The sequence below is a fragment of the Roseovarius amoyensis genome, assembly GCF_003260265.1.
Lineage (GTDB): Bacteria > Pseudomonadota > Alphaproteobacteria > Rhodobacterales > Rhodobacteraceae > Roseovarius > Roseovarius amoyensis.
Window position 1 is genome coordinate 204700 of sequence record NZ_QITQ01000001.1, and the last position, 20139, is coordinate 224838.

Annotated in this window: 18 protein-coding genes; 3 read left to right on the plus strand and 15 right to left on the minus strand. The window is 66.0% G+C overall.

Going from position 1 to position 20139, the window contains the following annotated elements:
* Positions 1-62 precede the first annotated feature (62 nt).
* The gene (locus tag DL899_RS00995; protein WP_111731900.1) at positions 63-518 is read left to right on the plus strand and encodes a DUF4174 domain-containing protein; all 456 of its coding nucleotides are present in this window, start codon (positions 63-65) and stop codon (positions 516-518) included.
* Between the two features lie 11 nt (positions 519-529).
* Here the strand turns inward: DL899_RS00995 and DL899_RS01000 are convergent, their stop codons facing one another.
* The 6 genes from DL899_RS01000 to DL899_RS01020 form a co-directional block, all read right to left on the minus strand.
* The gene (locus tag DL899_RS01000; protein WP_111731901.1) at positions 530-1048 is read right to left on the minus strand and encodes a hypothetical protein; all 519 of its coding nucleotides are present in this window, start codon (positions 1046-1048) and stop codon (positions 530-532) included.
* A gap of 4 nt (positions 1049-1052) precedes the next feature.
* A complete protein-coding gene (locus DL899_RS01005) occupies positions 1053-3098 on the minus strand; it encodes an acetyl-CoA carboxylase biotin carboxylase subunit (RefSeq protein WP_111731902.1) in 2046 nt (681 codons plus the stop codon).
* A 334-nt stretch (positions 3099-3432) separates the two neighbouring features.
* The gene (locus tag DL899_RS01010; protein WP_111731903.1) at positions 3433-3792 is read right to left on the minus strand and encodes a hypothetical protein; all 360 of its coding nucleotides are present in this window, start codon (positions 3790-3792) and stop codon (positions 3433-3435) included.
* Positions 3793-3873: 81 nt separating this feature from the next.
* Entirely contained in the window at positions 3874-4020 is a 147-nt protein-coding gene (locus tag DL899_RS19560) for a hypothetical protein (protein ID WP_204355223.1), read from the minus strand.
* Between the two features lie 214 nt (positions 4021-4234).
* Entirely contained in the window at positions 4235-4594 is a 360-nt protein-coding gene (locus DL899_RS01015) for a DUF6497 family protein (protein WP_111731904.1), read from the minus strand.
* A 117-nt stretch (positions 4595-4711) separates the two neighbouring features.
* On the minus strand, positions 4712-6244 hold the full coding sequence (locus DL899_RS01020; RefSeq protein WP_111731905.1) for an acyl-CoA carboxylase subunit beta: 1533 nt from the start codon (positions 6242-6244) through the stop codon (positions 4712-4714).
* A gap of 220 nt (positions 6245-6464) precedes the next feature.
* On the opposite strand from DL899_RS01020, the gene DL899_RS01025 reads away from it, so the two are divergent.
* Positions 6465-7697, plus strand: a complete 1233-nt coding sequence (locus DL899_RS01025; protein ID WP_111731906.1) for a multidrug effflux MFS transporter — start codon at positions 6465-6467, stop codon at positions 7695-7697.
* 16 nt (positions 7698-7713) lie between these two features.
* Here DL899_RS01025 and DL899_RS01030 read toward each other — a convergent pair whose 3' ends face one another.
* Entirely contained in the window at positions 7714-9402 is a 1689-nt protein-coding gene (locus DL899_RS01030; RefSeq protein WP_111732069.1) for a chloride channel protein, read from the minus strand.
* Positions 9403-9489: 87 nt separating this feature from the next.
* On the opposite strand from DL899_RS01030, the gene DL899_RS01035 reads away from it, so the two are divergent.
* Complete coding sequence (locus DL899_RS01035) at positions 9490-10866, plus strand: FAD-binding oxidoreductase (RefSeq protein ID WP_111731907.1); 1377 nt, start codon at positions 9490-9492, stop codon at positions 10864-10866.
* A gap of 124 nt (positions 10867-10990) precedes the next feature.
* Here DL899_RS01035 and DL899_RS01040 read toward each other — a convergent pair whose 3' ends face one another.
* The 8 genes from DL899_RS01040 to DL899_RS01075 form a co-directional block, all read right to left on the minus strand.
* On the minus strand, positions 10991-11356 hold the full coding sequence (locus DL899_RS01040) for a hypothetical protein (protein WP_111731908.1): 366 nt from the start codon (positions 11354-11356) through the stop codon (positions 10991-10993).
* Between the two features lie 4 nt (positions 11357-11360).
* Positions 11361-13010: a DNA repair protein RecN gene (gene recN / locus DL899_RS01045; protein ID WP_111731909.1), complete on the minus strand. Its 1650-nt coding sequence runs from the start codon at positions 13008-13010 to the stop codon at positions 11361-11363.
* Between the two features lie 38 nt (positions 13011-13048).
* Entirely contained in the window at positions 13049-13897 is an 849-nt protein-coding gene (locus tag DL899_RS01050; RefSeq protein WP_162685450.1) for an outer membrane protein assembly factor BamD, read from the minus strand.
* 110 nt (positions 13898-14007) lie between these two features.
* Positions 14008-14931 (minus strand): UDP-3-O-acyl-N-acetylglucosamine deacetylase, encoded by a 924-nt coding sequence (gene lpxC, locus DL899_RS01055; protein WP_111731910.1) that lies wholly within the window; start codon positions 14929-14931, stop codon positions 14008-14010.
* 282 nt (positions 14932-15213) lie between these two features.
* Positions 15214-16815, minus strand: a complete 1602-nt coding sequence (gene ftsZ / locus DL899_RS01060) for a cell division protein FtsZ (RefSeq protein ID WP_239494554.1) — start codon at positions 16813-16815, stop codon at positions 15214-15216.
* 193 nt (positions 16816-17008) lie between these two features.
* On the minus strand, positions 17009-18343 hold the full coding sequence (gene ftsA / locus DL899_RS01065) for a cell division protein FtsA (RefSeq protein ID WP_111731912.1): 1335 nt from the start codon (positions 18341-18343) through the stop codon (positions 17009-17011).
* On the minus strand, positions 18340-19215 hold the full coding sequence (locus tag DL899_RS01070; RefSeq protein WP_239494555.1) for a cell division protein FtsQ/DivIB: 876 nt from the start codon (positions 19213-19215) through the stop codon (positions 18340-18342). The genes ftsA and DL899_RS01070 overlap by 4 nt, the downstream gene beginning before the upstream one ends.
* Positions 19203-20081 (minus strand): D-alanine--D-alanine ligase, encoded by an 879-nt coding sequence (locus DL899_RS01075; RefSeq protein ID WP_239494568.1) that lies wholly within the window; start codon positions 20079-20081, stop codon positions 19203-19205. Before DL899_RS01075 ends, DL899_RS01070 begins: the two co-directional genes overlap by 13 nt.
* Between the last annotated feature and the right edge of the window lie 58 nt (positions 20082-20139).

Here is a 20139-nt window from a genome sequence, read left to right on the forward strand (position 1 = left end):
AGCGCCATTGCGCCTTCGCATCTTGTGCCCCGCGGCCTATATCTTGGCGCAACGGAGTACCCATGAACAAAATTCTCGCCATACTCATCGTGACGATCCTTGCCGCGCTCGGCCCCGCCCCGGCCGTGCAGGCCGAAAACGGGGTTGCGGCCGACGACATCATCCTGCCCGGCGAAAGCGCCACGCTGGAGGATTTCATCTGGCTCAAACGCCCGCTGGTGGTCTTTGCCGACAGCCCCAACGACCCGCGCTACATCCAGCAGATGCAATACATCACCGACCGGCTGGAGGCACTGGCGAGCCGCGACGTGGTGGTGCTGACCGACACCGACCCGCGCGCGGGCAGCGCCCTGCGCAAAAATCTGCGGCCGCGAGGCTTTATGCTGACCCTGATCGGCAAGGACGGCTCGGTTTACCTCCGCAAACCGGCGCCCTGGTCGGTGCGCGAGATCAGCCGCGTCATCGACAAGATGCCGCTGCGCCAGCAGGAAATCCGCGACCGGCTCGGCGATAGCTGAAACCGCGCCCATCATCCCGCCCCCATCAGCGCAATCAGGCGTCCCGCCGCACGGTCGATCACCATCACGGTGCCGCTCTGCCCGTCATAGGCCAGCATCGCACCGGGGGCGGTCAGCCCGGCATGGACCGCCGCCAGCGCCCCATCATCCATGCAATCGCGCGCCTCCAGCGCCGCGCGGCGCATGGCCTGGCCGGTGGCGCGGCTTGCATTGGCAATCTCGACCAGCGCGGCGTCGGGCGGCTGAACGGGATCGTCCAGCAGCGCCCGCCCGCGCCCGTTCAGCGCACGCAACATCCCGCCAACAGATCCCGCCACCGGCATCGCCGCGGCGATGGCATCGCCCTGCAGCACAAAGACACCGGCGGCACAGTCGCCCCGCGTCGCAAAGGCCACGGTTTCGCCCAGTGCAAACCACTGATCCAGACGCGCCCGCATCGCCGACTCGTCCTCGCGCGCGCACCCGGCCAGCAGGCCAAGCGCCGCGCCGGCCAGGGCAATCCGCGAAACAGGGGCGGGGCGCGCCATCATCGCCTCACTCGAACTCCATGATCACGTCATCGACCGCCAGGCTGTCGCCGGGGCCGGCGTTGATCTTGGTCACCACGGAGCGGCGTTCGGCACGCAGGATGTTTTCCATCTTCATCGCCTCGACGGTGCACAGCGCCTGGCCTTCCTGCACTTCCTGGCCCTCTTCCACGGCGACGTTGACGATCAGGCCCGGCATCGGGCAGAGCAGCATCTTCGAGGTGTCCGGCGGCGCCTTTTCGGGCATCAATGCGGCCAGTTCGGCCTGGCGCAGGGTGCGCACATGCACCTTCAGATCGGCACCGCGCGAGCGGATGCGAAAACCGCCGGGGATCTTGCCAACCTTCAGCACCAGCGGCGTGCCTTCGACCTCCAGCACCGCCAGCTGATCGCCCGGCGTCCAGTCGCTGGTGACACGCATCTTGCCGCCATCGTCGAATGCGACAGTCGCGCCGTCGCGGTCGGCATTGATGCGCACCGCGTGGTTCTGCCCTTGCAGGCTGACCATCCAATCCTCGCCGACATGGCGTTCGTGGTTGTCCATGCGCCCCGAAATCCGCGAGCGCCGGATCTCGGCCACCCGGTGCATCGCTGCGCAACTTGCCGCGATGCGCCGCAGCGTGTGGTCGTCCAGTTCCACGCCCTCGAACCCCTCGGGGTATTCCTCGGCGATAAATGCGGTGGTGATCTGGCCCGAGACAAAGCGCGGATGATCCATCACCGCGCTCAGGAACGGCAGGTTGTGGCCGATCCCCTCGATCTCGAAACTGTCGAGCGCGATACGCATCGCCTCGATCGCCTGTGCCCGGTCGGGCGCCCAGGTGCATAGCTTGGCGATCATCGGGTCGTAATACATGCTGATCTCGCCACCCTCATAGACCCCGGTGTCGTTCCTGACTGCGGTTTCGCCGGGTTGGGCGTCATCCTGCCACTTGCCCGCCGTCAACAGGGGGCCGGCCGCCACCTCGGCCGGGGGACGATAGCGCGAAAGTCGCCCGATCGACGGCAGGAAGTTGCGATAGGGGTCTTCGGCGTAAAGCCGGCTTTCCATGGCCCAGCCGGTCAGCTTTACGTCGCCTTGCGTGATCGACAGCTTTTCACCCGCCGCAACGCGGATCATCTGTTCGACCAGGTCCACCCCGGTGATCAGTTCCGTCACCGGATGTTCGACCTGCAGGCGCGTGTTCATTTCGAGGAAATAGAAGTTCTTGTCGCCATCGACGATGAATTCGACCGTGCCGGCGCTGGCATAGCCCACCGCCTGCGCCAGGGCCACGGCCTGTTCGCCCATCGCCTTGCGGGTCGCCTCGTCCAGGAAGGGGCTGGGCGCCTCTTCGATCACCTTCTGGTTCCGCCGCTGGATCGAGCATTCCCGCTCGCCCAGGTAGATGCCGTTGCCGTGGCTGTCGCACAGAACCTGAATTTCGATATGACGCGGCTGGGTGACGAATTTCTCGATAAAGATGCGGTCATCGCCAAAACTGCTGGCCGCCTCGTTCTTGGAGCTCTGGAACCCCTCGCGCGCCTCTTCGTCGTTCCAGGCGACGCGCATGCCCTTGCCGCCGCCGCCGGCGCTGGCCTTGATCATCACCGGATAGCCGACCTCGCCGCTGATCTTCACCGCCTCGTCGGCATCGGCGATCAGGCCCATATAGCCCGGCACGGTGCTGACATCCGCCTCCTGCGCAATCTTTTTCGACGTGATCTTGTCGCCCATCGCCTCGATCGCGTTCTTGGGCGGGCCGATGAATGCCACGCCTGCGGCCTCCAGCGCGTCGGCGAATTTGGGGTTTTCGGACAAGAAGCCATAGCCCGGATGCACGGCCTCGGCGCCGGTTTCGCGAATCGCGGCCATCACCTTGTCGATGACGATATAGCTTTCATTGGCCGGCGGCGGGCCGATATGCACCGCCTCGTCGGCCATCTGAACATGCAGCGCGTTCTTGTCGGCCTCGGAATGCACCGCCACGGTACTGATACCCATCTTGCGCGCGGTCTTGATCACGCGGCAGGCAATCTCACCCCGGTTGGCGATCAGGATTTTCTTGAACATCGACTGCTCCTTATTGTGGATACCCGGTCACACACCGCGACGGGCCGTGGCGCCCATGCGCGCGCCCTGTCGCCGGCCAAACCGGGGAACGAAAAAAAAGGGCGGTCTGCGCAACACGGCGCAGAACCGCCCATGAGGGGAAGGGTAACGGTAGGGGCTTCTGGTGCCCCGGCCCTTTGGGGGAGGGCCACCACTACGTCATTAACGCTGCACGCCATGGCCCGCGCAGCCAAGCGCCGGCGCCGCACGCATCCCCGATCGGCTGCATTCCGCGCAATTGTGCACGGCTTCGGCAAAGACCTGCCCATCGCAATCATCTGACCGGCCGCGCGGGTCATTGGCCCGGCTCGACGTCAAAGACATCCGGGAAGGATGCGCGCGCCGCGTCCACGTCCAGCACCAGCAGCGCACCGTAATCAGCGGGGTCGAACGGGTCCTCGGCGGGCTTTACCTCGCGCCCGAACAGCCAGCTCAGCCGCCCGGCATCAAGGTTGCCGCGCTCGAACGGCTGATCGCCGAAATGTTCCCACAGGGCACGGACAAAGGCGGTATCGGCACGCCGGTCAGCCGGCCTGCGGTCGGCGAAGCGTTCGCGCCGGATGATCGGCGTCGCCCCCTTGGGGTTGGCGCGTCGGATGGTGAACTGGAAATCGGTGCTGGCCAGGCGTCCGGGAAAGCCGCGATGCTTCAGCATGGTGCGCGCCCTCCGCCATAGGGGCGCCGCGCGGCGGTGGAGGCGGGCCCTGGGGCCCGCCCCGCGAGATCCCTTGCGGGATTACTTGTACTTGCCGGTATAGACGGGCTCGACCGAAATCGGTTCGGGCTCGACCACGACGAATTCCTCTTGCTGCTGCTGCTGGCCGCAGGCAGTGACCATGGCCACAAGGCCAAGCGCAAGTATGCTCGTGACGGTTTTCGACATTGAAGTCTCCTGTATGTGTACACATTGCGGCGGTGCGCAGGCTGCCCCACCTGCACTGCTCCCACCGTTGCGGCCGCTTTTTTGCAACCGCGCCCTAGGATACGGGACTCACCGATTTTTTGGTACTTATCCACATCCATGCCGGGGAAATGTGACTCCAAAGCCTCAAACACGCGCGCACATGAGAGTCGCGCCGCAAGATATTGTGTACGCATCAAAAAGCCTCCCAGATACAGATGCCGTTTTCGAGCCGGTAAGCCTCGAAAACCTGCCTTACATCCGGGTTGAAGCGGCCGAATTCCGACGGTTTGTCTGCCAGAGAGACGACCAGCCGCGCCGCGCTCATCCCTTCAGCGGCCGCCCTTTTGGCGGCGTCGGCGGCACACAGATGCTCCAGGTCGGCCGCGACCTCGTCCAGAGGCGCGGCCGCGTCGAACCCCGCAGCCACGTACCGAAACCGCAGCACCGGCCCCTCTTCGCGGATGGTCTCCTGCAGCATGGCCTCCAGCCCCGATGGCAGCGCCACGCGCCCCGGTTCCGCCGCGACCACGCCGGACATGGACACGGCCATCATGGCCGCACCGCCCCCCGTCAGCCTATGTCCAGATGTCGCGTGCATCCCCTCACCGCAGCCTTTCATCTATCCGACTTCTCCCGGCGGTGCGGGGACCTGCCCCGCACCCCGCCGGCCTTACAGCGGAATGTTGTCGTGTTTCTTCCACGGGCCGGAATGCGCCTTTTTGCGCAGCGACGCAAAGGCGCGGCAGAGCCGCCGCCGCGTGCCGTGGGGCTGGATCACCTCGTCGATGAAACCGCGTTCGGCGGCGACAAAGGGGTTGGCAAAGCGATCCTCGTAATCCTGGGCCCGCTGCGCGATCTTTTCAGGATCGCCCAATTCGCTGCGATACAGGATCTCGGTCGCCCCCTTGGCGCCCATCACCGCGATTTCCGCTGTCGGCCAGGCATAGTTGAAATCGCCGCGCAGGTGCTTGGACGACATCACGTCATAGGCCCCGCCATAGGCCTTGCGGGTAATCACCGTGACCTTCGGCACCGTCGCCTCGCCATAGGCGAACAGCAGCTTTGCGCCATGTTTGATCACGCCGCCATATTCCTGGCTGGTGCCGGGCAGGAAGCCGGGCACATCGACCAGCGTCAGGATCGGAATCTCGAAAGCGTCGCAGAAGCGCACGAATCGCGCCGCCTTGCGCGAGCTGTCGATATCCAGACAGCCGGCCAGCACCATCGGCTGGTTGGCCACGACCCCCACGGTACGCCCCTCCAGCCGGATGAAGCCGGTGATGATGTTGCCCGCAAACTCCGCCTGCAGTTCGTAAAAGTCGCCCTCGTCAGCCAGCTTTACGATCAGCTCTTTCATGTCATAGGGCGTGTTGGCGTTATCGGGCACCAGCGTATCAAGGCTGGGTTCGATCCGCTCGGGGCTGTCGAAGAAGGGGCGAACCGGCGGCTTTTCGCGGTTGTTGAGCGGCAGGAAATCAACCAGGCGGCGGACCTCTGCCAGCGCCTCGACATCGTTTTCAAACGCCGCGTCGGCGACCGAGCTCTTGCGCGTGTGGGTGCTGGCGCCGCCCAGTTCCTCGGCCGTGACCTGTTCGTTGGTGACGGTTTTCACCACATCGGGACCAGTCACGAACATATAGGACGAATCCCGCACCATGAAGATAAAGTCGGTCATCGCTGGCGAATAGACCGCGCCGCCGGCGCAGGGCCCCATGATGACGCTGATCTGGGGGATGACGCCCGACGCCTCGATATTGCGCTGGAACACCTCGCCATAACCGGCAAGGCTGTCGACCCCTTCCTGGATGCGGGCGCCGCCCGAATCGTTCAGCCCGATCACGGGCGCGCCGTTCTGCATCGCCATGTCCATGATCTTGCAGATTTTCTGCGCGTGGGTGGCACTGACCGATCCGCCCAGAACGGTGAAATCCTGCGCGAATACATAGACCTGGCGGCCATTTACCGTGCCCCACCCGGTGATCACGCCATCGCCGTAGAGCTTTTGCTCTTCCATCCCGAAATCGGTGCAGCGGTGGGTCTTGAACATGTCGAATTCTTCAAAGCTGCCCTCGTCAAGCAGCAGGTCGACACGTTCGCGCGCGGTCAGCTTTCCCTTGGCGTGCTGGGCGTCGATCCGCTTTTGTCCGCCGCCGAGGCGGGCCTCATGGCGGCGGTCCTCGAGCACCTGCAGAATATCTTTCATGGCTCTCCCCTTCGCAATCTGGCCGGAAACTAAAGCCAGAGCCGACAGATACAAAGCAGAATCCCGCAAATTTGCAAATCTTTAGCAGACAAGCCCGCGCGAAATGAATAATTGCAAACAAACCGGCATCGCCGCCCGGCAGTTTTCGTGCATCCACGCACAGTCGAGTGCGCCGTGCACGCCGATGGACAGGACCGGCGCAGCCGCTAGAGTGCCGCGGATGACCACCGTACCGACCCCTACCCCGCGGCGGCGCTTCCTCAACCGCAAGAGCCCCCCGCATATCGTCACGCTGATCCTTTTGGCGGCGCTGGCGGCGCTGGCCATGAACATCTTTCTGCCCTCGCTGCCGGCGATGACCGCCCATTTCGGCACCGATTACCGGGTAATACAGCTTTCGGTTGCGCTTTACCTGGCGGTCAACGCAGTGATGCAGCTGTTCATCGGCGCGATTTCCGACCGCTATGGGCGGCGCCCGGTGCTGTTGGGCGGGCTGGCGGTGTTCATTGTGGCGACGCTCGGCTGTCTTGCTGCCGGCAATATCTGGGTTTTCCTGGCGTTCCGCATGATGCAGGCCAGCATCGTCACCGCCATGGCGCTGTCACGGGCCATCGTCCGCGACATGGTGCCCGAGGCACAGGCCGCGTCGATGATCGGATATGTCACCATGGGCATGGCGGTGGCGCCTATGGTCGGCCCGGCGATCGGCGGCGCGCTTGATGCGGCATTCGGCTGGCAGGCCAGTTTCTGGGCGCTGCTTGTGGCCGGCGCGGTGGTGCTGTGGCTGACCTGGGCCGACCTGGGCGAAACCGCACCGCGCAGCCGTGGCGGGGCCGGCCCGCAGGCGCGCGACTTTCCCGAGCTGTTCACCTCGCCCCGTTTCTGGGGCTATTCGATGACACTGGGGCTGTCGTCGGGCGCATTCTTTGCCTATCTCGGCGGCGGGCCCTATGTAGGCGATCATGTTTTCGGGCTCGACCCGGCGACGTTCGGGCTGTTTTTCGGCGCGCCGGCCGTAGGGTATTTCCTGGGCAACTTCCTGTCGGGGCGGTTTTCGGTCCGTATCGGCGTCAACCACATGGTGCTGTGGGGCACGCTGATCAACGTCGCCGGCATCGGCATCAACCTCACGCTTTTCTACGCCGGCCATGGGTCGTCTTTCACCTTTTTCGGGCTGATGACCCTGGTCGGGCTGGGCAACGGCATGGTCATCCCCAACGCCACCGCCGGGGCGCTGTCGGTGCGCCCGCATCTTGCCGGTACTGCCTCGGGCCTGTCGGGCGCGCTGATGATCGGGCTTGGCGCCGGCCTGTCGGCGCTGGCGGGTGTGATGCTGACCCCCAGCTCGGGCGCGTTTCCGCTGCTGGAACTCATGCTCACCACCGCCATCGGCGCGGTCGTCTCGATCGGGCTGGTAATCCGGCGCGAAAAGCGACTGGCCATCACGATCTGAGGCCAGCTACCGCGCCCTAGCTGTGTTCCTCGTGCGAAACCGCCGCCAGCGCGCGATTGTAGGTGCGCAGCGCATCGACATGAAATAGCGCGCCCAGCAATTCGGGCGGCGCGCCTGCACCCGACAAGCTGACCACCGGGATATAGGCCGAGCCGCTGCGCTCGAACCCGGGCATTACGGATTCCAGCGTGGCGCTGCCGTCAATATAGGTGCCCTCCTCGATCATCTCCCAACAGCGGTCCTCGGGCGCGCCGCGCTCGCTGCCCAGCGGGCGCATGACATCCCTGGCCCTGAACATCGCCAGCAGATAGGCCTGTGGCCCTGCCGCCAGCCGTACGCCGCGGCGTTCGAGCTGGGTCAGAAAATAGGAACGATGCACAAGCTGCGCGCCCAGTGCGGTCGAGATCGACACCGCCACCATCACCGCCAGCCCGGTCTGCCAGTCGCCGGTCAGCTCGAACACGATCAGCGTCGTGGAAATCGGCGCCCCCAGGACAGCCGCCGCCACAGCGCCCATGCCCGCCAGCGCATAGAGCGTATGCGCGCCGGAAACGTCAGGGAAAATCCCGGTGGCAATCAGCCCGAATGCCAGCCCGGTCAACGCCCCCACCATCAACGAGGGCGAAAACACCCCGCCCCCCATGCGCCCGCCAATGGTGATCGCGACCGCCACCACCTTCACCACGGCAAAGACAAACGCCTCGTGCAGGAGCAGCGACCCGGTGAGCGCCCGCGAGGTTGTCTCGTATCCGACCCCGATGATGTGCGGAAACCAGATCGCGATCAGCCCCAGTAACGCCCCCGCCGCCGCCGGCCGCAGCCAGCGCGGCATTCGCACCCGCCGCTGGAAATAGCTGGCCATGTCCTCGGCAAACAGCATCGAATGCATCAGCGCGCCGGCCACCAACCCGCAAACGACGCCCAGCAGCAGGAACGCGGGCAGTTCGGCATAAAATTGCAACGCGGTCGCGGCGGGCAGCGCGAACTCGGTCACGTCGCCGAATTCCAGCCGGTTGATGACGGTTCCCGCGACGCTGGCGATGACGATGGGGGCAAAGGCGTGCAACGCGAAATGCCGCAGCACCACTTCGAGCGCGAACAGCGCGCCGGCAATCGGCGCGTTGAACGACGCCGACACCGCCGCCGCCACCGCGCACCCCAACAGGTCGCGCCCGGTGACGCCATCGGCCTTGATGCGGTTGCTGACCCAGGATGCGATCACGCTGGCCATGTGCACCACCGGCCCCTCGCGCCCGCTGGAGCCGCCGCTGCCCAGGGTGATGATTGACGACGCGATGGACGCCAGCCCCGCCCGCCCCTCGACCCGGCCCTCATACAGCGCCGCACCCTCGATCACCTCGGTCACCGTGCGTGCGCGCGCGTCAGGGGTGAAGTAGTGCAGGATGATCCCCACCGCCAGCCCGCCCAAAATGGGCACGATCAGCACCCAGTACCAGGGCAGGACCTCGGCCGCGCTGTGCACATGGGCCATGTCGCCCGCGCCATAGGCAAAGCGTTCCAGCGCCGCGATCGCCTTGCGGAACAGGAGCGCGGCAAACCCTGACGCGATCCCGACCATCAGCGCGATCAGCCAGAACCGCACTTGCCTGGCCCAGTGAGCACGAAACAGTACCCAGCCGGCACGCACCGAACGCATTCCGGCCTTATGCTGAACAATCAGGAATCTGCGCATGGATTGTTTCATTTGTGGAAACGGATTTTCTGAGCCGCCGCTTTCCCCGCCCCGCCGCATGCTCTAGTCTTGAATCCTGAACCGGGGAAAGGGGTTTGCATGACGATCCAGGCTGCGATTGGCAAGTTGTCCTCCCTTTTAGGCCAACGGCTGGCGTGCTCCAAGACCGAACTGGCCCAGCACGGCGCGTCCGAGACCCATTTTCCGCTCGCCCCGCCCGATGCGGTGGCCTATCCCGAGACCACCGAAGAGGTGGCCGCGCTGATGCGCATCTGCGCCGCCCATCGCTGTCCGGTGGTGGGCTGGGGCACGGGCACCTCGCTCGAAGGTCAGGCACAGGCGTTCCAGGGCGGGGTCTGCGTCGATTTCACCCGCATGAACCGCGTTCTCGAGGTGTCGCAGGCCGACATGCATGCGCGCGTGCAACCCGGCGTGACGCGCGAGGCGCTGAACGACGAACTGCGCGCGACCGGCCTTTTCTTTCCGGTCGATCCCGGTGCCAACGCATCGCTCGGCGGCATGGCCTCGACCCGCGCCAGCGGCACCACCGCCGTGCGCTATGGCACCATGCGCGACAATGTCATGGGGCTGGAGGTGGTCACCGCCACCGGCCAGGTCATCCGCACCGGCACCGCCGCGCGCAAGACCGCCGCCGGCTATGACCTGACGGCGCTTTTCGTCGGGTCCGAGGGCACGCTTGGGCTGATCACCGAACTTACGCTGCGCCTGCGCGGCATCCCCGAGGCGATCTCGGCCGCGGTCTGTGCCTTTGACACCGCCGCCGATGCCGTGAACTGCGTGATCGACACCATCCAGATGGGCGTGCCGATGGCGCGGATCGAACTGGTGGATGCCGCGACCGTGCGCGCGGTCAACGCCTATGCCGGCATGAACCTGCCGGAAAAGCCGCACCTGCTGCTGGAATTTCACGGGTCCGAGACTGGCGTCGCCGAACAGGCCGAGGTGTTTGGCGCGATCGCCGCCGATCATAGCGGCGCGCGCTTTGACTGGGCGACCAAGACCGAGGACCGCAATACGCTTTGGGCGGTGCGGCACAACGCCTTTCACGCGATCATGGCGATGCGCCCCGGTGCGCGGTCGCTGGTCACCGACATCTGCGTGCCGATCTCGCGCCTGGCCGAGGCGGTCGAGGCGTGCCGCACCGATCTGGAAAGCGCCGGCATCGACGGCCCGATCCTGGGCCATGTCGGCGACGGCAATTTCCACGCGGTACTGATCTTTGACCCCGAAGATGCCCGCGAAGAGCAAAAGGTGATCGACGCCTCGAACCGGCTGGTGGACCTGGCGCTGTCACTGGGCGGCACGGTGTCCGGCGAACACGGGATCGGGGTCGGCAAGCTGCCGTACATGAAGCGCGAACACGGGCCCGCCTGGGCGCTGATGGGTCAGGTGAAAGCCGCGCTCGACCCCGACGGCATCATGAACCCCGGCAAGATGACGCCGCCGCGGAACTGAGCGCATGGCGTTTTGCCCGTCATCGCCCCGAGATGTTGAAAAGGCTTCGGCTGGCCTTTGCTTTCAATAAAGCGATCTCAACACTGTAGTTATCAACAGTGCGCCCGTAGCCGCAGCCACGGAATCAGGCCACCCCCCCCTGCCCCGCCAGCCCGAGTGCGCCCGCCAGGGTAAGGTAGTGCCCAAGGTGCTGCGCCAGGCTCTGCCCGAAACCCAGCACCCCCAACACCGCCTCGGCCAGCAGCAACAACACCAGCGCCACGCCCCCCATGATCAGCCGCGCACCTGCCCGCGCCGGCACGCGGCACCGGCGGACCAGCGCACCGGCGATGAACCAGCTCAGCGCCAGCATCACCGGCAATTCGACCGCCACCGCCGCCACCTCACCCATCCGGGGCAGCAGAACCAGCACCCGCAGCGTACCCAGCACGAACCCGAGGGAAAGGACCGCCGCGAAATAGAGGGTCCCGGCCCCCAGACCGCGCGCCATGGGTCTATCCCGCCATCAGCTTTTCAGCCGCCGCGCGGGCCTCGTCGGTGACAACGTCACCGGCCAGCATGCGGGCGATCTCGTCTACCCGCGCCGGGCCGGTCAGCGGCACCACGCGCGACAGCGTCTTGCCATCTTCGACCTGCTTGGCCACCTGCCAATGATGAGTGGCCCGCGCGGCCACCTGCGGTGAATGGGTCACGACCAGCACCTGCCCGCCCTCGGCCAGCCGTTCCAGCCGACGGCCCACGGCATCGGCGGTCGCACCGCCAACGCCGCGGTCGATCTCGTCAAAGATCATCGTCACCCCGGCATCCTCGCCGCGCAGGCAGACCTTGAGCGCCAGCAGAAAACGGCTGAGTTCCCCGCCAGAGGCAATGCGGTTCAGCGGCCCCGCCGGCGCTCCGGGATTGGTGGCGACGGAAAAGGTGACGCCATCGCGCCCCTCGGGTCCCGGCTCTACCTCTTCAAACCGGGTTTCGAAAACCGCGCGCTCCATCTTCAGCGGCGCCAGCTCCGCCGCCATGGCGGCGTCCAGCCGGACGGCGGCCTCGGTACGGGCCGTGCTCAGCACCGCGGCCGTAGCGTCATAATCCGCCTCTGCCGAGGCCACTGCGCGGCGCCACTCATTGATGTCGCTTTCGCCCCGCTCGACCGCCGCCAGGCGCGCGCGCAGATCGTCGGCCAGCCCCGCCAGATCATCCGGCGCGACGCCATGCTTGCGCGCCAGTGCGCGGATGGCGAACAACCGCTCCTCGGTTGTTTCCAGCTCGACCGGGTCAAAGGTCAGCGCCTCGATGAAGCGCGCCACGCCGCTTGCCGCCTCGTCGATTTCCACCAGTGCCCGGCCGATGGCGGCGATGGGTTCGTCAAGCGCACCCTCGGCGCTCTCCGCCGCCCCTTCGAGCCAGCGCATCGCATCGCCCGCCGCGCCCTCGGCCCCGTCCGCCCCCAGCGCAGCATGGGCGCGGGCCACATCATCGCGGATGCGCGCGGCGGCTTGCATCATGCGGCGGCGGCGATCCAGCACGTCTTCCTCGCCCGGCTCTGGCGCCAACTGGTCCAGTTCCGCCACCGCGTGGCGCAGGAAATCCTCGTCGGCGCGGGCCTTTTCCAGCGCGGCCTCGGCAGCCGCCAGCCCCTGTCGCGCCTCGCGCAGCGCGGCCCATGCCGCGCGCCCCGCCGCGCGTTCATCCGCCAGCCCGCCGAACGCATCCAGCAGCGCCCGGTGCCCGCGCGGGTTCAGCAGGCCGCGGTCATCCTGCTGGCCGTGCAGTTCAACCAGCGTGTCGGAAAGGCGGCGCAGCACCTCGCCCGAGGCACGGCGATCGTTGACCCAGGCCGTCTTGCGCCCCTCGCGCGCATTCACCCGCCGCAGCAAAAGCGTATCGTCCACCGGCAAACCGGCATCGGCCAGGACGTCGCGCGCCGGATGACCGTGGGGCAGGTCGAACTCGGCCACCACCTCGCCTTCGTCGGCGTCCTGGCGCACCAGGTCGGCGCGCCCGCGCCAGCCCAGGACGAACCCTAGCGCATCCAGCAGAATCGACTTGCCCGCGCCGGTTTCTCCCGTCAGGACGTTCAGCCCCGGCTGGAACCCCAGTTCCAGCCGGTCGATGATCAGGATGTCACGGATATCGAGGGCGCGCAGCATCAGGACAATCCGTCAGGCGGCGGAAAGGCCGCCGGTTTCTACAGCCACCGGCCCTTGAGCATTTGCCGATAAACCTGCCGCAGCCAGTTGTCCCCGACCGCTTCCAGCGTCAGGCCACGCCCGGTCAACAGCTTGTAGCTGTCCTCGTACCACTCGGTCCCACGGAAGTTGTAGCCCAGGATCGCCCCGGCGGTGCGCGCCTCGTTGGTCAGGCCCAGCGAAAGATACGCCTCGACCAGACGGTGCAGCGCCTCGGCGGTGTGGGTTGTGGTCTGGAAATCCTCGACCACCACGCGGAAACGGTTGATGGCAGCGGTAAAGTGATCGCGCTTGAGATAGTAGCGCCCGACCTCCATCTCCTTTGACGCAAGGTGGTCAAAGGCCAGGTCAAATTTGAGCTTGGCGGCATTGGCGTATTCGCTGTCGGGGTAACGCTCGATCACCTCGCGCAGGGCCTGCAGCGCCTCAAAGGTAAGGCGCTGGTCGCGGCCGACCTCGTCGATCTGGTCGTAATAGCTGAGCGCCACCAGGTACTGGGCATAAGCGGCATCTTCGTCGGTGGGATAGAAATCGACGAACCGCTGCGCGGCGGCGCGGCTGCTCTCGTAATCCTTGGCCTCGTGATAGGCAAAGGACTGCATGATCAGCGCCCGCTTGGCCCAATCCGAATAGGGGTACAGCCTTTCGACCTCGGCAAAGACGTTCGCGGCCCTGTCGGGGGCATTCCGAGCCAGATCGTATTCGCCGCGCTCGTAGATCTGCTTGGCGGTGTATTTTTCGTAATTCACGTCGCCGCGATCGACACTGTCGGCGCCAGAGCAACCCGTCAGGGCGACCCCCGCCAGCAGCACGAAAACGAGCCCGCAACGCAACCTGGCCGTCATCATCACACACCCACCCAATTTCGATATGCCGAACGATACCCCGGCGTTGCGCCCGGTCCTAGCATATAAATCCGTGATGCAAAATCTCTTTGGCCGCTTTCGTGGTCACCGTTTCAGGCGACCTCGGGAATTTCGCCGGCATGAACGCCTGCACCGGGCAAACGCGCCGCCATTTCGGCGTCGCACTCGACGATTTCACAGGCGTCGACATCGGCGAAAAGCGCGCGCAACAGATCGTTGGTCAGGGCGTGACCGGCACGCCGGCCCTCGTAGTGGCCAAGCACAGGCAGCCCAGCAAGGCCCAGATCGCCCAGCGCATCCAGCATCTTGTGGCGCACCGGTTCATCCGCGTGACGCAGGCCGCCGGGGCTGAGCACCCGATCGCCATCGAACACCACCGCGTTTTCACCCGGATTGCCGCCCTGCGCCAGACCGTTGGCCAGCATCGCATCGACATCGGCCTTGCGGCAGAAGGTGCGGCTAGTGGAGAGTTCGCGCACGAAGCTGCCATTCGACATGTTCAGCAGCTTGCGCTGGCTGCCAATGGCGGCATCCTCGAAATCTATGCTGAATTCGATCAGCAGCGTTTCATGCGGTGACAGCCGCGCCATCGCGGCGCCGCGACGCACCTCGACCGGTTTGAGCACGCGAAGCGCACGCACCGGCGCGGTCGAAACCTGCAGCCCCGCCGACAGGATGGCGCGCACGAAACCCGAGGCGCTGCCGTCCATGATCGGAATTTCTGGACCCGTCACCTCGATGAGGGCGTTGTGCACCCCGCAGCCCACCAGCGCCGCCATCAGGTGCTCGACCGTCGAAATATCGGCGCCTTTCCCGTTGATCAGACGCGTGCACAGCGGCGACTGGTCGACCATGTCCCAGCGGGCGGGAATGTCGCCTGCCCCGACGCCCAGGTCGGTGCGGCGAAATACGATACCGAAACCGGGCCCGGCGGGCCGAATCACTGCCCGCGACGGCGCGCCCGAGTGCAGGCCGACGCCGTCGAAGCGGACTGAAGATCTGATCGTTGTCTGCAAGACGTTCCTCGCTAAGCAGTGCGGGTTCGGTCCGAAACGGGGCGGCGACCGGCTGTCGCGCCGGCACTCATGCCGGTATGCGCCTCGCGGGCCATTTGTTACGATTTTGTCTAATTTTCCCGGACGCAATTAACAACTCAATCTTTGCAACGTCCTGAAACATCCCCCACACAAGACCGGCAAAAATCCGCGCACGCCCCCTGCGGTATTGTCCAAAATCCTGAATACAAAGAAAAAAGGGCCACATTTCAGCGGCCCTTTCTTCGGTCTAAATTCGAAAATTCAGTTTGCCTGCCGCCTCAGGAAAGCCGGAATTTCGATTTGTTCATCATCGTCATCCGCCAGTTCAGGCCGCACTTCGCGGGCCTGCAGGGTCGGCTGCTGGCGAACCGGACGCGGGGCTTGGGCCGCGCTGTCGCCGCTGCTGCCGGTCATCCGGTGGAGCAACGAGTTGATGCGTGAAAGCGGACGGTCAGCCGGCTGCGCGGCCTGGGTTTCGCGCGGCGCGGAGGCGGGCTCGGCCGCCTGCGGCTGGCGCCCAACGGCAGCCTGCAACCGGGCCAGCGCATCCGCCGACGGCTCGCCCAGCGGGGCCGGACGCGGCGCCACAAAGACTTCGCGCTCGTCGGTTTCCTCGACATATTGCGCGTCGTCCTGGTAGGCGGCGGGCTGATAGGCGGGCGGGGGAACCCCGTCATCCTGGACGGCGGCTTCTTCGCCAGCCTCAAAGATGTCTTCCATCTGATCTTCGGCAGCCGCACTTTGCGGATCGAAGCCGGTGAAAAGAGTCGGTTCGCTCTCGGTCGAGGCGGCAACAGCGGGTGTCTCCTGCTCGGCCTCGGCGGCGGCTTCCGGTGCGGTGACCATCTGTTCGCGTGCCGGTTTCAGCGGCTCTTTCAGGGACCGGCGCGGAACCGGAACGTCGCTGTGCACGTTGCGGGCGTCGATACCGGTGGCGACGACGCTGACACGCATCACGCCTTCCATCTCGGGGTCGAGCGTCGAACCGACGATGATGTTGGCCTCTGGATCCACCTCTTCGCGGATGCGGTTGGCGGCCTCATCCAGTTCGAACAGGGTCAGGTCGTGCCCGCCGGTGATGTTGATCAGCACGCCCCTGGCGCCCTGCAGGCTGATTTCGTCCAGCAGCGGGTTGGCAATGGCCTTTTCGGCCGCCTGGATCGCGCGGCTTTCGCCCCCATCCTCGCCGGTGCCCATCATCGCCTTGCCCATCTCGTCCATCACCGCGCGGACGTCGGCGAAATCGAGGTTGATCAGGCCCGGGCGCACCATCAGATCGGTCACACCCTTGACGCCTTGGTACAGAACGTCGTCAGCCATGCTGAAGGCCTCGGTAAAGGTGGTCTTTTCATTGGCGAGGCGGAACAGGTTCTGGTTGGGAATGATGATCAGCGTATCGACCACCTTCTGCAACGCATCGACGCCGTCCTCGGCCTGGTGCATCCGCTTGCCGCCCTCGAACTGGAACGGCTTGGTCACCACGCCGACGGTCAGCACGCCCAGTTCGCGCGCGGCCTGGGCGATGATCGGTGCAGCACCCGTGCCGGTGCCGCCGCCCATCCCGGCGGTGATGAAACACATATGCGCCCCGGCCAGGTGATCGACGATCTGTTCGATGTTCTCTTCCGCCGCGGCGGCGCCGATCGACGGCTTGGCGCCTGCGCCCAGCCCCTCGGTCACCTTGACGCCCAGCTGGATGCGGGCCGGCGCGTTCGACTGGCTCAGCGCCTGTGCGTCGGTATTGGCGACAACAAAGTCGACCCCGTCCAGCCGTTTCTCGATCATGTTGTTGACCGCGTTTCCGCCCGCGCCGCCAACACCGAAAACGGTGATCCGGGGTTTCAGATCTTCATGACCTGGCATCGTGAGGTTCAATGTCATCGCTCTGTCCGCCTGCTTGTTGCTGCCCGTGATCCCCGGGCTTTTGCGCCTCTGTGGGACCGATCCTAGCGTTTACAACGCCTTTCGTCACCCAAAAAACACCGAAAACACACAAAATATGGCCGGTTTCAGGCCGATTTTCGCGGGATTTCGCCGACGCGCGTACATATTGCGGTCACCAGTTGTCCTTGAACCATTTCACCGCCCGCCTGAGCGAGCGCGCCGGATACCGGTCGACGGGGAGGTCGAAGTCCCACCATTCATCCTGCGGGTTGGCCGCGAACAGGCACATCCCGACCGCGCTGGCAAAGCCCGGACCGGTCGCCGCCTGGGGCAGCCCGTGCACGCGCAGCGGTCGGCCCAACCGCACCTGCTGGCCCAGGATACGGCTGGCCAGCCCGTCAAGGCCGGGCACCTGGCTGCCGCCGCCGGTCAGCACGATCTGCTGGCTGGACAGACAGCCGAAACCGGCCGCGTCCAGGCGCGCGCGCACCTCTTCCAGTATTTCCTCCAGCCGCGGGCGCATGATGCCGATCAGTTCGGCACGCGAAATGCGGCGCCGGTCATGTTCCCAGTCGCCGGTCTCGCCGCCGATCTCGATCATCTCGCGGTCGTCCATGCCGGTGGCCACGGCACCGCCATAGAAGGTCTTGATCCGCTCGGCCACGCTGCGAGGCACCTGCAGCCCCATCGAGATGTCGCCGGTGACGTGTTCGCCGCCCATGCGCACGCTGTCGGCATAGATCATGTGTTTCTTGATGAAAATCGAGATCCCGGAAGACCCGCCGCCAAGGTCGATGCAGGCCGCGCCCAGTTCCTGTTCGTCCTCGACCAGCGCCGAGATACCCGAAACATAGGCCGACGATGCCAGACCGGCGAGTTCCAGATCGCAGCGCTTGACGCAATGGGCCAGGTTCTGCACCGCCGCGGCATCGACCGTCAGCATGTGCAGGTCGGTCGACAGCACCTGCCCGATCTGCCCGCGCGGATCCGAGAGCCCGGTCCGGTGATCCAGCGCGAAATTCACCGGCTGGGCGTGCAGCACCTCGCGCCCCTCGCCGTAATCGGGCACCTCGCAGGCGCTCAGCACCCGGCTGATGTCGTATTCGCTGACGGTGCTGTCAGCGACCTCCACCTGTCCGGCCAGCCCGTAGGATCGCGGCGCCGCGCCTGAGAAACAGGCGATGACATGATCGACGCGGATACCGGCCATCTTTTGCGCCGCCTGCACCGCGGTGCGGATCGCGCGCTCGGTCTCGGCCATCGCCGCGACCTCGCCAAAGCGGACCCCGCGCGAACGCGTCGTCGCCGCGCCCACCACCCGGAACCCCGCCTGCCCGGCCATTGTGCCGATGCCGTCGGCCTCGCGCAGCCGCTCGGAACCGTCAAAGCGCAACACCAGGCAGGCGATCTTGGATGTGCCCACATCCAGCACCGCCACAACACCCCGCTGGATCGCCGCCTTGCGCATGTTCCGCATCGCCCGTTGGGAATCGTAAAGCTCGATCATCGTTCGCTATCCCCTGCCATCATCTGCGTCGCGCGCCACCATTCATCGACGGCGTACGCCTTCATTCTTACCGTCGGACGGGCGGGCAGACGCATGTCGACCGCCACCACGTCCCGTTCCAGCACATCATGCACCTCATTCAGCACGATCACCCGTTCGAGCGCGCGCACCGGGTCGGTCTCGGGCAGCATGATGTGGGCGTCGTCCTGCAGCACCACGTCCCAGCGCCGCTCTCCCATCCGCACCAGCCCGACGACCCGTGTGCCCAGGGGCGCCGCTGCATCCAGGATCGCCAGCGCGCCGGGAATGTCGGCATTTGCGCCCTCGCCCGCCACCAGCGGCAGGGCGGGCCTGGCCTCGGTCCCGGCAAGCGTCGCAACCACCGCGCCGTGCCTGTCGACCAGTTTCAGCCCGTCGCGATCGCGCCACAGCGCCACCGGCACCCGCTCGCGCACCTGCGCAGCCAGCACCCCGCCGCGGCGGATGCGCAGCTCGGAGTCGGCCACCGCCGGCAGGCCCGTGATCGCCTCGCGCAGATAATCGAGGTCGATCTCGAACGAGCTGGCGGGCAGGTCATAGGGAAATATCTCGCGGATTTCGGCCTCGACCGCGTCGCTGGCGCCTTCGATTTCCAGCAGTTGCACCATGAATTCCGGCCGCGTCTCGATCTGGCGGCGCAGATCGCCGATCGCCGCGACGATCCGTTCCTGCCGGTCCGCGTCGCCCAGAACCACTGCTCCGGCCGCAAAAGCCAGCGCAAAGGGCAGCCCGACCTTCAGTCCCCGGCGAAAGAGCGGCGTCAGCATCAGCCGCTCCAGCCGATAGGCCAGCCGCGATGGCGCCGGATCCGGGCGGTGCTTCAGCGGTTGCACGAGGCATCCTCCACCAGCCAGCGACACAGATCGGGAAACGAAATGCCCTCTGCCTGCGCCTGTTCGGGGCTCAGCGAGGTGGGCGTCATGCCGGGCTGGGTGTTCAGTTCCAGCACCACCAGCCCGTCAAGGCCGCGGGCCTCGTCCCAGCGAAAATCGGTGCGCGAAAGCCCGCGACAGCCAAGCACCTCATGCGCCCGCAGCGCGTAATCCATGCAGGCGGCGAAAATCTCGTCGGGGACCTGGGCGGGCACCACATGGCGCGACCCGCCGACGCTGTACTTGGCGTCGTAGTTGTACCAGCCGTCGGTCAGGATATCGGTCACCGTCAGCGCCCTGTCACCCATCACCGAAGCGGTCAGCTCGCGCCCCGGCGCGTAGGCCTCGACCATCACCTGGTCCGGCATCTTGTCCGACAGGCGCGGCGGGGCATCGGCGGCGTCATGCACGATATAGACCCCGACGGAGGAGCCCTCGTTGTTGGGCTTGACCACATAGGGCGGCGACATGACGTGACGTGCGCGCACCTCTTCGGCCGGGGCGATCAGGCTTTCCACCACCGGCAGCCCGGCATCGGCAAAGGCAGCCTTGGATCGCTGCTTGTCCATTGCCAGAGCCGAGGCCAGGACGCCCGAATGGGTATAGGGCAGCCCCATCCATTCCAGCAGCCCCTGCACGCAGCCATCCTCGCCCCAGCGGCCATGCAGCGCATTAAAGACAACATCGGGCGCAAGGTCGGTGAGGCGCGCAACAAGGTCGCGCCCGGCGTCGACCTCGGTCACGTCCAGTCCCGCTTCCCGCAATGCGGCGGCGCATTCGCGCCCCGTCGAGAGCGACACTTCGCGCTCGGCCGACGGGCCGCCCATGATGACCGCCACTTTCGGGGGTGTCCTGCTCGACATACCCACCTTGGTGCCTCAATGT